Origin of the sequence: Cohaesibacter marisflavi (assembly GCF_963665895.2) — a bacterium.
GTDB classification, from domain to species: Bacteria; Pseudomonadota; Alphaproteobacteria; order Rhizobiales; family Cohaesibacteraceae; genus Cohaesibacter; species Cohaesibacter marisflavi.
The window spans coordinates 3,217,867-3,230,514 of sequence record NZ_OY762534.1 but is presented as its reverse complement, the minus strand read 5'-3'; the positions used below and the strand labels follow the sequence as shown (position 1 = coordinate 3,230,514).

The following is a 12,648-nucleotide window of genomic DNA, read 5'->3' as shown; positions in this document are numbered from 1 at the left end:
ATGGCACAGGCACATAACCTCTCACCAATTACAGATCGACTGCTGGATGCAGCAGGAAACTCCATTGAACGTCTGCCGATGCTCCCGATCATCTTTGATCGAATGGCCCGGGTATTTGCAGACACAATGCGTCAGCGGGCGGCGTCTCCGGTTTTTGTCTCCGTGAGCTATATCGGCAATGATCGGATCGGAGATATTCTGGACGAAAATGAGGCCAATGCACTGGCCGCCGTCGTCTATACACCGGAATGGGACACTCGCCTGCTGATCGGCTTTGACCGCGATTTCATCTTCTCTATGATGGAAGTTCTATTCGGAGCTGATGGGACCGAACCCCCGATTGATGACGAACGCCCCTTCTCGAATATCGAAACCCGGGTGGCGCGCTCTCTGTTCATGGATTCCATCAAGGCGCTTGAAGATGCATTGAAATCGGTCGCCGACATCACCCTGAAGTTCGAACGTATCGAAACGCGAATGGATTTTGCCGTTATTGGTCGTCGCAACAATTCAGCTGTCGTTGGTCGTCTGCTTCTGCAGGCCATCGGGCGGGGCGGGGAGATGTTTGTTGTCGTGCCTCATTCCGCACTCACCCCTCTGAGGCAGAATCTGGCTCAGGTCGTCAGTGGCGAGGGCAACAATCGCGACAAGGAATGGACACAGCAGTTCCAGGCGGAAATCCAGCGGACCCATGTCGAGCTGAATGCCGTGCTCGAAGAGCAGCAGATGAGCCTCGACAAGCTCGCCGATCTCAAGGTTGGCGACATCATCCAGCTTCAGGCAACGCCACGCTCCAAAGTTACATTGCAGAGCAACAACCAGCCACTCTTCACCTGCTCGATGGGTCAGTCGGATGGATCCTACTGCCTGCAGGTCGAAGATCAGATCCACCAGAAAGAGGACATTCTAGATGATATCTTATCTCGCTGACGGCATTTTGATGATTGCCCTTATCATTACCTCGGTCTGGGTGATGAAAATGAACTCCCGCCTGCAGAAGCTGCGTGACAATCATTATGAGTTTCGCCGCATCATGGAGCAAACCAATCTGGCTCTGGAAGGGATCGAAGTCTCCATCGACGAGATCAATGTGCGCGGCCAGCAAGTGCTCAATGCGCTGGGTAAACGCATTGATGAAGCACGAGACATTGTGACCGATATCGACAAGATGACCCGGGAAGTACGCGGCCAACAAAAGGAATTGCGTCTCGAAATGGTCGCCTTCCAGGAGCAGATCGCCAAGGAATGTACCAAACAGATCGACATTCTCAAAAAGATCAGTGAAGCGGCCAATGAAGCGGCGAAAAGGGAAGAGCAGACCAATCCCCTACTGAATGGTGGCGACGTGGCAGCCAAGCCCGGACATCCTCCCTTCTACCGCATTGAAGATCAACTGCCCTCGATGCTGCGCAGGGTAAACCTGAAATCATGACGCCTCTTGCAAACGTCAGAAATGAACCATTCGGAAAACGAAGAGGAACAGCCCCATGAATCCTGATGATATTGAGTTCGCAAAAATCGAATTGGATGAACCGGTTACCCCACCACAGGCAGCCAAGGAAAAAGAAGAATCTGGCCCAACTCTGGCTGACTTTTCCAAGGTAGCCGAAGGCGAAGCCACCCTTGGCGGTGTGATTGATACAGATCGGAACCTGGACAACATCCTGAGCATTCCGGTTGACATTCAGGTGGTGCTGGGGTCGGCCTCGATGTTGGTTTCCAACCTGCTCAAGCTCGGGCGCGGGGCGGTCATTCCGCTGGACCATCGTGTTGGTGAGCCGGTTGAGGTGGTTGTCAACGGACGGGTTGTTGCCCGCGGTGAAGTGGTCGTGGTTGAAGACGACAACTCGCGTTTTGGCGTCTCCCTTACGGAAATTGTCGGCTCGGCGAACGTTGCCAAACCAGAGGCCATCAATTAAGGCCTCTCTCCTCGCCCTTGCTGCCGGGGAGAGACCTACGCATTTTTTAAAGATGCTGCATTCGGGGCGCTGTTTTGCTCCATGGATTGCATGAGAAGAGTAACAAATTCGATAGAGGTGTGTCATGGCGGCTGTGCCTGCTGTTTCCAACGAAATTCAACCCCCCGAACCGATGGTTCGCAAATTCAGAGGCGTTGAAAAAGTTGCAGCTTTGATTTTGGGGATGGGGCAAACCAACGCGGCGCGTGTGCTTTCCCATTTCGATAGCGACGAAATCCGCATGATCACCCGCATTGCGGCCCAGTTGGGCAGCGTGAATGCCAGGGAGATGGAAGCCATCATCGAGGAATTCGTGCAGCAATTCGGCGATGGTGCCAGCCTTTATGGCTCGGTCAACGAGGTTCAGAAACTGCTGACGGGCGTTCTGCCCGAAGATGAAGTCTCTGATATCATCGCCGATGTGGCAGGCTCTTCCAACTGGTCCATCTGGGACAGGATCGCCAATATTTCCGAAACGGCGATTGCCAACTATATCAAGAAGGAGCACCCCCAGACAGCTGCCTTCATTCTTTCGCGTAGCAAGCCGGCCGCCGCTGCCAAGATCATGAATCAACTGCCGCCAGAATTGCGCAACCAGTTGATGCGACGGATGTTGACGATCAAGCCCATTGTGCCCGAAGCTGCCAGAGACATCGAGAAAGTGCTGCATGAAGACTTCCTGCTCAACTTCTCGGGCAACATGCAGGCTGATACCTTCTCGCGCATGGCGGACATTCTCAACAAGATGGAGCGCGACCAGATGGAAGCGGCCCTCAATTCGCTCGAAGAGCGTCAACCAAAGGCGGCAGAAGCCCTCAAAGGCCTGTTGTTCACTTTCGACGATATCATCAATCTTACGCCGCGTGCCCGTATGGCCATCTTTGACCAGATTAACACCGAGGCCATTGTCATGGCACTCAAGGGCACGGATCAGGGCCTGCGGCAGTCCATTCTCTCCACGCTGGCAAGCCGGACCCGACGCATTATCGAGCACGAGTTGGCCAGTGGTCAGCCTGCTGCCGAACGGGACGTCTTTGCGGCAAGACGAGAAATCACCGACCTGGCGCTTGAAATGGCCGGACGGGGAGAAATCGACCTCAACCCGAAACAGGAGGGCGGAGCCTTTCTGCAGTAGGTGCTGATAGGTGCCCGGTCAATTCTGGGCTCCGGCAGGCGCGGGGATAATGTGAGACACCCATGTCAGACGAGAGTAAGGACAGCAAGACAGAAGAGCCGACAGAGAAAAAGATAAGAGACGCGATTGAAAAGGGGAATCTGCCTCTCTCAAAAGAGGTGAATGCCTTCGCTACCTTTCTCGGAATTCTGCTCATTCTGGCATTTGCACTGGAAACACAAGTCGCATCGCTATCGACAACCATGTCGCGTATACTTGATGGAACAGGAGAAATTCGTCTTGGAAACGAAGCACAATTTGCTCAGCTGGGTTCGGCTGTCGGAATGGAAGTGGCCAAATTTCTGGTCGTGCCCATTTCCATCTTGTTCCTTCTCGGGCTTGCTGCAACCTGGTTTCAGCATCCTCCGCAAATGTCGTTTGAGCGATTGCGTCCGGACCTTTCCAAATTGTCCCCCGGCAAGGGATTTTCGCGCATGTTTGGCGCGCAAGGCTGGGTCGAATTCCTCAAGGCGCTCGCTAAGCTTACCATGCTTGCCGTCGTACTCGGCATTCTCATATCAAGTCACAGACAGGTTCTGGTGAATACCATGTTTACAGATCCTACCCTGCTGCCAGAGGAACTCCTCAGTATTACCATCCGACTTGTCTCGGGTATTTGTGTCGCAACAATTTCGCTGGTTCTGCTCGATGTCCTTTGGGTCAGGGGTAAATGGCGTCGGGATCTGCGCATGAGTCCGAAAGAAGTGAAAGATGAAATCAAGCAATCCGAAGGCGACCCGATGGTCAAGGGGCGCATGCGCTCGTTGGCCAGAGACCGGGCACGTAACCGTATGATTGCTTCTGTGCCACAGGCCAATGTTGTCATTGCCAACCCGACGCACTTTTCCGTTGCCTTGCGCTATGAGCATAGCGTAGACAAGGCGCCGGTTGTTGTTGCAAAGGGACAGGACCTTATCGCGCTGAAAATCCGTCAAATCGCAGAAGAAAATGACATTCCGGTGATCGAGAATGTGCCCTTGGCGCGGGCATTGTTCGCCGAGAGTGAAGTCGATTTACCTATACCACCACAGTTTTTCCGAGTAGTTGCAGAAATTCTATACTATGTGTATTCTGCCGATAGCTCGAAATACAAAACAGCTTCGGGCTAAGAATGAACAAAGCTTCCCGGAAATCGACCATGATTAGTCGAAAGCCTCTTGCAACAGTTGATTGCAAAGACGTTTATGAGCATGCCATGCTTTGGGCGATGAAAGATGTTATCGCCGAGCTTAGACTTGTCGATGCAGCGCATCTGATTTCGTATGTCTTTACGGATTCCCATGCCAATATCAGCGATATTGTGGCATCGTCATCGGAATTATTCCTCAAGGCCAATACCCTTTTCTATCGCGGCGAATCCACGGCGCAATTGGACTGGTCCACGCCGCCTACTGTGCGCTTCGAGATGGCTTTCAGACATCTTGATCTTGATGCGCGCTTTGCGCTGAATCTGATTGGCGATGTGTCCACCATCGCGATGCAATCTGTCCGCTATGAAGATGGATCCGACGGCAGCGAGTGCGATATCGAGCGGTTTGTCAATGTGTTGACAGATGCGCATATTCGCCGGCCTTCCAAGGATTGGGCCGACAAAGGCCTGCTCATGTAGGCCCCCGACCGGCGCTCTTCTGTTCTCTGCCTGAAGAGGATGTGACCGTGATGGCCCATGATAAAAGGGCATCAGTCGGGGATGGCTCCCCGACCGACACGCACATGCTTGTTAGAGAAACGGTTTGGCCCGTTCCATCAGATCGTCCAGATCCGGTTCTGCCGGATTGCGCGGCTTGCCCGGGTGGATGATGCTGACCTGACAGCCTTCCGCAGCTTCCACCAATTGGCGATAGGTGCCAGCGTCGGGGTCGGCGATGAAGGCCTGCATATTTTCGTTATAGCCAAATAACTGGTCATTGATCTGGCGGCACTCGTTGCAGGTTGTGCAGCGGGACGTTTCGATCCATGGCATGTCATCCATCACTTCTGCTGCAACGCTGTCCTCTTCTTCAGAGGCGGCCTGAGGCTCAGCTGTTGGCTGCGCCGCCTCGGCGACCGGCTGGGCCGGCTCGACAGCAGCGGGGCTTGCTGCGTCAGTGGAAAGCTCGGCAAGCAGGGCCTCCCGTTTGCGCCGTTCCTCGGCCAGTTGGGCCAGCACGTAGGAATTGTTGATGCCAGCCAGTTCCTGCAAACGGTTCCATGCATCCTTGCACCGACGGGCTGCGGCAACAATCTTGTCATCAACCACGACACGCATCAGTGCGTCTTGTCGATCCACACCCTGCACATAGGCCCGCTTGATGGCATCGCTGCCCCCTGATGTTTCGAGCCATTCCTCGAATGGCACCATATCGCCGCTCCAGCTCTTGCGCTCGATCGCTTCGCAGAAACGGTGATAGCGGGTATCAGCCAGAGTAAAATCCCCGTAGGTGAAGCTCACGACCTCTTCCTTGCGCACCCCTGTCGGGTCTTCATAGCGAAGAGTGTGCTCGGGCCAGTCCTTCTCCATTTGCGGGTTGGCCGACAGGTCAAACCGGCTGGCCAGATCAGGCCCAGCAGACGGATCGTAGGAGAAATTCGGGAAGAGGCGTGCTTCGGTTGCTGCCGCAGCCAGAATATAGGCAGGCACGCCCGGAACAGTTTTCGTGGCGCCCGAATAGATGCTGAACATGGCCGAACCACCATAATGCATGGCACGGACCATAGCATCCTGCATACGAGTCATATGAGCGCTGGATCCCTGAACCACGAAGGCATTGTTGATGCCCATGGCCATGGAGGCAAGCCGTGCCGTGCCCGCACCAAAGGAATTGCGAGGCGGTTCCGGTGAGGTCGGCCCGAGAATGTCATCCACCTGGATCATCACCTTGATAGGCAAGCCGCAGGCAAGCGCTTCATAGGCGCGGGAAATCTCGGAGGAGTCCGTAACCCCGTCGCGCAAGAAGATCATGGCCGGTGGCAGGAAGGCCATCTGTTCTTCGGTCAGATCGCTTTCATCGAAATTGGCAAAGACCCCATCATGCAGGTCGGGAACATATTTGTTCTCAACTTCCATTTCGGCAATCGCCAAAGCCTTGGAGAATTCGATGACGCTGGGCAGACGATCCCGATAGGCATCCAGCGCTTCGGTGCAGCTCTGGAACACATAGCTGTAGCACACCGCCTTGTCCGGATAGCTATAGGTTGCCCGACCCGGCCCGAAGAAGGCCTGTGTCTGGAGCACCTGCAACACATGCTTGATACGCGCTACCCTGTCGGCGGGCAGACGGTCTTCAGGGCGCACACGATGCAGGATATTGGACAAAACGCCGAAGTCGATGGAATTGTCTCCATCCAGCCCCATGGACTTGGCCAGAGCTTCAGGGCTATGGGCCTCATCGGACTTGATATGGTCCGACTTCAGGATGTCATTGAGCCGAAGCACCAGCCGGTCAACCTTGTAGCGGAACTTGCGAGCCCGGGCCAAATGCATGGACTGCCAGACATGGGCCAGAACCTTGCCTGGCGTTGCTTCTGTGCAGCCGATGACGCGGCCATCAAGAGTGATGGTTTGGCGCGCCCGATCCAGGTTTTGATCAAGCGGGCCAAAGGCCGATTGGCCGCTTTCGGTCACCAGCTCGGATACGCTGATTCGCCACAACTCGGAGAGCTTTTCTTCCGCGCCCGCAGCCACCTTTTCGCGCATGCGCTGTTCAAGACGCAAAACCTGCTGGCGCAGCTCCTCTCCGTCCGGTCCTTGTGGGGCCACAAGCCGTAAGGCTTCGTCCACGATGTGGCATAGGGGCATGAGCGGTTTTTCCACCTCTTCCCCTTCTATGAGGACAAGAGGATAGTCATAGCGCAAACTGTCGAGCGCATTATAGCGGGCAAAGAGCGCTGGACGGAGAGCCGTCAATGCGGCTTCTTCCATGAAAACGTCACTGCCCTGACCCTGAGGGTCCGTTGATATTTGAGCCACCTGCATAATCGGTCACTCCCCGTTTGAGGTCGCTTGCTGGCCTTCGGGCCAGATGCCGACCTTGTCGAATTCTTCGTTGAGAACAGTTTCCACCAACTGTGGCGTGCTCGGCCGTTTGCCTTTGCGTAATTCGTCATAGCAGGGCACGTGCGGATTGGAATAAAGCACGCCCACCGGGATCTCCTCATCCAGCATGGCAAGAGCCTGCGCCCGATTGAGGTCAAGCGGATCGTGGGTCTCCTGATTCTTGTAGATGCGGGAAAGTTCCGGCTTCAGCCTCAGACCATCGGCATGGGTCAACATCCGCACGCGCAGAGGATCCTGAACGGCGGCGTCGAAATGATGGTTCATGAAGTTCGGGCAGCGCTGCAGGATGCGGATAAAGGAAAAGCCCTTGTGGTGATAAGCTTTGGAGAGCACATCATAGAGCAGTTCGGGTATCCAGTCCGGCACCTGCGCCACGAAGGACACGTTGGAGATGCCCAGCGTAACACTCAAGGGGTTGAGCGGATTGAGCGTGGCCCCGAACGGGGTGGTGTTGCTCTTCAGGCCCTTGGGAGATGTCGGCGAGGCCTGCTTCTTGGTCAGGCCATAGACATTGTTGTCATGCAGCAGCATGGTCATGTTCATGTTGTAGCGCACCGCATGGATCCAGTGCGCCGCCCCGATGGAGCAGCAGTCGCCGTCGCCGGTGGTGACGAAGACGCTGAGATCCGGCCGTCGGATCTTGATACCTTCGGCAATAGGCAAGGCACGTCCATGAATGCCATGGAAGCCGTAGGCATTCATATAATGCGGCAGGCGTGAGGCGCAGCCGATGCCTGAGACACACACGGTCTTTTCTGGCGGTAGCTGCTCATCCCGACACAAACGCTGCATGGCGGTGAGAATGGCGTTATCGCCGCAGCCGGTACACCAGCGTGGGGTGATATCGCTTTGATAGTCTGCAATCTGATAGTCGGTTTGCACCATTTGCATCAGACATTGGCTCATGGAAGCGGTCATCTCATTGCCCTCCCGCCGTTGGCTTTTTGTCGTCGAGCTTGGCCATTGCGGCCTCTATGATTTCCGCAGGCTTGAGCGGTTGACCGCGGGCGTTGCCCCAGCAATCCACATCCACCAGCCAGCGCGAACGCAGAAGCATGGCCAGATGGGAATAACGCCGGTTTGACGGATCGATCAGCGGATCACTCTCTGGGTCATTCCAGTTATTCTCGATGGTCATGACCTTGCCGAAACGCTTCATGACAGCGTCGATGCCTGCGGCCATCGGCTGGATGAATTTCAGATGCAGCGAGGAGACCTTGTGGCCCTTGGCCCGCATGATCTTCACTGCCTCCTCGATGGCGCCGCGGGTGCTGCCCCAACCGATGAGCAGCAGATCGCCTTCCTCATCGCCATAGACGGGCGCCAGACGCAAAGTCTTCTGCAAAGCAGCTAGTTTGCGGCTGCGGTTCAAAAGGCCCTCCTCATTGATCTGAGGGTCATAGGCCACGTGGCTGTCCCGATCATGGGCAAGGCCCGTAAGGCAATGCATGCCGTTTGGCTGGCCGGGAATGAAGCGGGTCGCAATGCCTGTGCGTTCGTCCCAGTCATAGGGATGGGCATCTTCCGGCACCGCTGATTGGTTGACCGGAGGGGCCAGCCAGTCGGGGTTGAATTCGGGCCTGTCAAAGGGCTGCTGTGCCGTTGAGAGAGCCGCGTCCGAGAGGATGACCACGACCATGTTGAAGGTCTCGGCGATCTTGCGTGCGGTTATAACCGAATAGAAGCAGTCCTCGATGGAATCCACCGCCATGACCACCTTGGGCGCATCCCCATGGCTGCCGAACATGGCGGACATCATGTCGCCCTGCTCGACCTTGGTTGGCAGGCCGGTGGAAGGTCCTCCACGCTGAACATCAATGACAACCAGCGGAATTTCGGTCATAACGGCAAGGCCGATGGCTTCCTGCTTGAGCGAGAGGCCCGGGCCGGAGGTGATGGTCACTGCGCATTTGCCAGCATAGGAAGCCCCGATGGCGAAGGTCGCCGCCGAGATTTCGTCCTCTGCCTGATGCACCACGCAGCCGACCTTCTCGAAGATGGTCGAGAGATAGTGCGAAGCCGAGGTGGCTGGCGTGATCGGATACATCGAGCAGACTTCCATGCCCGAGGCCACAACCCCGAGCGCCAGCGCCGCGTTGCCGTTGGTCACGATTTGTGGCTTCACGACCGGTGCTGCAGGGATCATGTAGCGCACGGAAAGATTCTCCGCCGCCCAAGCCTGTCCGGCCGCCAATAGTTCGAGGTTGGCATCGACAATCTTCTGGTCCTTTTTGGCAAAGGTCAGCCGCAACTGTGCTTCGGCCAGTGCCGTATCCAGACTGTAGATCGTGCAGAGAATGCCCAGCACGAACATATTCTTGCCTTTGGTCGGATCAGGCACATATTTGTGACATTCCGTCTGCATCGGAATCTCGAACAGATTGTAACCTTTTGCGCGCACCTCGGCGGTCACCTTTTCATAATTCTCGGCAACGGCAGGGTCCTTGTCGCATTTCCACATTTCTTCGATGAGAATGGTGGCTCCGGGCTTGATCTCGTTGGCGTTCAGGCGGCTTAAAAGCACCTGCTCGTTAAAGGCGATCACGAGATCGGCCTTGTCACCCACATTGGTGACCTTGTGCGCGGCCATGCGCACTCTGTTGCCGCTGGCACCCGCGATGGAGCGGTGAGGGGGCTGGATCTCGGCGGGGATGATCTCCACTGTCCAGATTCCGTGCCCGGATCGGGCGGCGATCGACGCAAGGGACTGGCCGCATCTTTGCGCGCCTTCCCCTGAGTCACTTACGATTTCAACAATATGTTCCTGAATGACTTCGGCAGGTCCACTTGCTGGGGACTTCCTCAATGCAGTCCTTTCCTCGTTGGGAGGAGCATCGTGAGAAGAAGTCTGCATGCCATATTCCGTCATGGTTTTGGCTCCGGCAGCTAAATTTGTCTTATTCTGGTAAAGCAATGTTCAGCAAGGTCGATGCCGAACAGGCTATTCTCGAAGTCGGATGTCTCCGGCTCGTAAATGACGTTGGTGTCTCTGAGGCCCAGATAGCGGCGAATGCTGTCAGCCGCCTTGCGCCCTGCGCCCATTGCCTTGATCACGGTCGCCGCTCCGGTGACGATGTCTCCCCCGGCATAGACACCGGCAAGAGAGGTTGAAAGATCGTCGTCGGTGTCGATATAGCCCCATTTGTTGAGGCCGATCGATGAGGTCTGACCAAGGATCGGGTTGGGCGAGGTGCCGATGGCATAGACCACCGTATCCGCTTCGAAGTCGAATTCGCTGCCTTCAACCGCTACCGGACGCCTGCGCCCGGAGTTATCGGGTTCACCCAACTCCATCTGCACGCAACGGATGCCGCGCACATTGTTGTTGGCGTCGCCAAGGATCTCGACCGGGTTGGTCAGCCAGTGGAACTCGATGCCTTCTTCCTGTGCGTGATGCAGCTCTTCTTTGCGGGCAGGGCACTCGATCTCGCTACGCCGGTAGATGCAATGCACCTGCTCGGCACCAAGCCGAAGGGAAACACGCATCGCGTCCATGGCCGTATTGCCCGAGCCGATCACGGCCACGCGCTTGCCAAGGCCCAGCGGGGTGTCGAATTTGGGGAAGTCCCCCGCATGCATCAGATTGCAGCGGGTCAGCAACTCGTTGGCAGAAAGGACACCGTTGAGATTTTCGCCCGGAATATCCATGAAGTGGGGGGTACCGGCACCAACGCCGATAAAGACTGCATCATAGCCCATGTCATCGAGCATCTGATCGATGGTGAACAGGCGGCCCACCAGTGTGTTACACTGGATATCGACGCCCAACGCCTTCAGATTGGCAATCTCGGCGTCCACCACGCTCTTGGGCAGGCGGAATTCAGGGATACCGTAGCGCAAGACGCCACCGGGCACATGAAAGGCCTCATAAATGGTAACGGCGCATCCGGCCTTGGCCAGATCCGCCGCACAAGCCATTCCGGCTGGTCCAGATCCTACGATGGCAACCCGGAAGCGGTTGGGCTCAATCTGTGCTGATTTCTGCCACCCCTCCTTGATAGCCATGTCACCTAGGAAGCGTTCAAGCCTGCCGATGGCGACCGGTTCAAGGCCGGTACCTGCGCCCACAGCGCAAACCCCTTCGCATTGATCCTCCTGTGGGCAAACCCGGCCGCACACGGCGGGAAGCTGGGTCGCATCGGTCATATGCTCATAGGCGCCACGGAAATCCTTTTCCAGCATCTTGGAAATGAATCCGGGAATGTCGATCTTGACCGGGCATCCTTCGATGCAGGCCGGTTGCGGACACATCAGGCAGCGTTCACATTCCAGAAGGGCATTTTCAAGATCAAAGCCCAGCGCCACTTCATCAAAGTTTCTGGCGCGGATCTCCGGCTCCTGAACCGGCATGTCTGCCCGTTGTTGCGGAATGGATCGAATTGTCTTGCGAGCCATTTACTTGCCTCCCTCAATGGGTGCTGCATCCGGCGCAAGGGCCAGGCGGCGGCAACTATCGGAATAGCGCTTCATCGCTGCGGCCTCTTCGGGGCGGTAGCGTTGCAGTCGGGTGAAGAGATCGTCAAAGTCGACCTGATGGCCATCAAAATCGGGCCCGTCCACGCAGGCGAACTTGATCGCGTCTCCTACTTTCACGCGGCAGCCACCACACATGCCAGTGCCGTCAACCATGATCGGATTGAGGCTCACCATCGTCTTGATGCCATAGGGGCGCGTGGTTTCCGTGCAGGCGCGCATCATGACCGGAGGACCAATAGCGACCACTTCGTCGACGTCTGGATTCTCTCTGATTGCCGCCTCGATGCCTTGGGTCACAAGGCCGTGAATGCCAGCTGAGCCATCGTCCGTGCAGATAATAAAGTCATCACAGATGGCGCGAAACTTCTCTTCCCAAAACATCAGGTTGCTGGAGCGGAAGCCCAGAACCCCGATCACATGGGCGCCGGCTTCCTTGAAGGCTCGTGCCTGAGGGTAGATGGGCGCGATGCCCAGCCCGCCGCCCACACAAATGACCTTTTTGGTTTTCGATGAAATGTCACTGGGAATACCAAGAGGGCCGAGCATGGCGTAGATCTCACGACCGGGTCTGCAGAGCAGCTGCATTTCCCTTGTGGATTTGCCCACGGCCTGCACGACAAGCGTGATGGTTCCCTTTTCCCTGTCGAAATCGGCAATGGTCAGCGGGATGCGCTCGCCCAGATCATGTAACATCACGATGACAAACTGGCCGGGTTTGGCGGCCTTTGCCATGACTGGATGCTCGATTTCGATAAGGAATGTTGACTTTGAAAAATCGGTGCGCGTCAGGATTGGAAAGGATGCCGTGACACCTTTTCCGGATCCGTTCTGTCGGTTTGCGACAGACAAATCCTCCCCGCGACCGCTGGCGACCCCGCGATCGGACATGAATTTCCTCCCCTTGCTGCGGAATTTGCCAACTAGATTGCACAGGGTGCAATAATCGGAACAAATACAACAGCTTCGACGCTACGCCCATGAAGGGGGGAAACATTGACACCAAT

General features: G+C 56.2%; 11 protein-coding genes. 6 read left to right on the top strand and 5 right to left on the bottom strand.

Annotated elements, in window-relative coordinates:
* The 6 genes from ACKPCT_RS15575 to ACKPCT_RS15550 all read left to right on the top strand — a co-directional run bounded on the left by ACKPCT_RS15575 (position 1) and on the right by ACKPCT_RS15550 (position 4,741).
* Positions 1-930 carry a flagellar motor switch protein FliM gene (locus tag ACKPCT_RS15575; RefSeq protein ID WP_090069374.1) on the top strand — a complete coding sequence of 310 codons (930 nt, stop codon included), beginning with the start codon at positions 1-3 and terminating at the stop codon, positions 928-930.
* On the top strand, positions 911-1,432 hold the full coding sequence (locus ACKPCT_RS15570) for a hypothetical protein (protein WP_090069376.1): 522 nt from the start codon (positions 911-913) through the stop codon (positions 1,430-1,432). Before ACKPCT_RS15575 ends, ACKPCT_RS15570 begins: the two co-directional genes overlap by 20 nt.
* Positions 1,433-1,487: 55 nt before the next feature.
* Positions 1,488-1,919, top strand: a complete 432-nt coding sequence (gene fliN, locus ACKPCT_RS15565) for a flagellar motor switch protein FliN (RefSeq protein ID WP_090069378.1) — start codon at positions 1,488-1,490, stop codon at positions 1,917-1,919.
* Positions 1,920-2,043: 124 nt separating this feature from the next.
* Positions 2,044-3,093 carry a flagellar motor switch protein FliG gene (locus tag ACKPCT_RS15560; RefSeq protein ID WP_090069380.1) on the top strand — a complete coding sequence of 350 codons (1,050 nt, stop codon included), beginning with the start codon at positions 2,044-2,046 and terminating at the stop codon, positions 3,091-3,093.
* A gap of 62 nt (positions 3,094-3,155) precedes the next feature.
* A complete protein-coding gene (flhB, locus tag ACKPCT_RS15555) occupies positions 3,156-4,241 on the top strand; it encodes a flagellar biosynthesis protein FlhB (RefSeq protein ID WP_090069382.1) in 1,086 nt (361 codons plus the stop codon).
* 29 nt (positions 4,242-4,270) lie between these two features.
* Complete coding sequence (locus ACKPCT_RS15550) at positions 4,271-4,741, top strand: hypothetical protein (RefSeq protein WP_139229199.1); 471 nt, start codon at positions 4,271-4,273, stop codon at positions 4,739-4,741.
* 111 nt (positions 4,742-4,852) lie between these two features.
* On the opposite strand, the gene ACKPCT_RS15545 is transcribed toward ACKPCT_RS15550, so the two are convergent.
* The 5 genes from ACKPCT_RS15545 to ACKPCT_RS15525 are packed head-to-tail and all read right to left on the bottom strand — an operon-like array spanning position 4,853 to position 12,532.
* Positions 4,853-7,087 (bottom strand): ferredoxin, encoded by a 2,235-nt coding sequence (locus ACKPCT_RS15545; RefSeq protein WP_319567354.1) that lies wholly within the window; start codon positions 7,085-7,087, stop codon positions 4,853-4,855.
* 6 nt (positions 7,088-7,093) lie between these two features.
* Positions 7,094-8,086, bottom strand: coding sequence for a thiamine pyrophosphate-dependent enzyme (locus ACKPCT_RS15540; RefSeq protein WP_090069390.1), 993 nt, complete (start codon positions 8,084-8,086; stop codon positions 7,094-7,096).
* Position 8,087: 1 nt separating this feature from the next.
* A complete protein-coding gene (locus ACKPCT_RS15535) occupies positions 8,088-10,022 on the bottom strand; it encodes a 2-oxoacid:acceptor oxidoreductase subunit alpha (protein ID WP_319567353.1) in 1,935 nt (644 codons plus the stop codon).
* 32 nt (positions 10,023-10,054) lie between these two features.
* Positions 10,055-11,563: an NADPH-dependent glutamate synthase gene (gene gltA / locus ACKPCT_RS15530; RefSeq protein ID WP_090069392.1), complete on the bottom strand. Its 1,509-nt coding sequence runs from the start codon at positions 11,561-11,563 to the stop codon at positions 10,055-10,057.
* On the bottom strand, positions 11,564-12,532 hold the full coding sequence (locus ACKPCT_RS15525; protein ID WP_090069394.1) for a sulfide/dihydroorotate dehydrogenase-like FAD/NAD-binding protein: 969 nt from the start codon (positions 12,530-12,532) through the stop codon (positions 11,564-11,566).
* Between the last annotated feature and the right edge of the window lie 116 nt (positions 12,533-12,648).

Coding starts and splice junctions, on each gene's coding strand:
- fliN (WP_090069378.1), top strand. CDS start 1,488: ATGAATCCTGATGATATTGAGTTCGCAAAAATCGAATTGGATGAACCG.
- ACKPCT_RS15550 (WP_139229199.1), top strand. CDS start 4,271: ATGATTAGTCGAAAGCCTCTTGCAACAGTTGATTGCAAAGACGTTTAT.
- ACKPCT_RS15540 (WP_090069390.1), bottom strand. CDS start 8,086: ATGACCGCTTCCATGAGCCAATGTCTGATGCAAATGGTGCAAACCGAC.
- ACKPCT_RS15545 (WP_319567354.1), bottom strand. CDS start 7,087: ATGCAGGTGGCTCAAATATCAACGGACCCTCAGGGTCAGGGCAGTGAC.
- ACKPCT_RS15570 (WP_090069376.1), top strand. CDS start 911: ATGATATCTTATCTCGCTGACGGCATTTTGATGATTGCCCTTATCATT.
- ACKPCT_RS15560 (WP_090069380.1), top strand. CDS start 2,044: ATGGCGGCTGTGCCTGCTGTTTCCAACGAAATTCAACCCCCCGAACCG.
- gltA (WP_090069392.1), bottom strand. CDS start 11,563: ATGGCTCGCAAGACAATTCGATCCATTCCGCAACAACGGGCAGACATG.
- ACKPCT_RS15525 (WP_090069394.1), bottom strand. CDS start 12,532: ATGTCCGATCGCGGGGTCGCCAGCGGTCGCGGGGAGGATTTGTCTGTC.
- ACKPCT_RS15535 (WP_319567353.1), bottom strand. CDS start 10,022: ATGCAGACTTCTTCTCACGATGCTCCTCCCAACGAGGAAAGGACTGCA.
- ACKPCT_RS15575 (WP_090069374.1), top strand. CDS start 1: ATGGCACAGGCACATAACCTCTCACCAATTACAGATCGACTGCTGGAT.
- flhB (WP_090069382.1), top strand. CDS start 3,156: ATGTCAGACGAGAGTAAGGACAGCAAGACAGAAGAGCCGACAGAGAAA.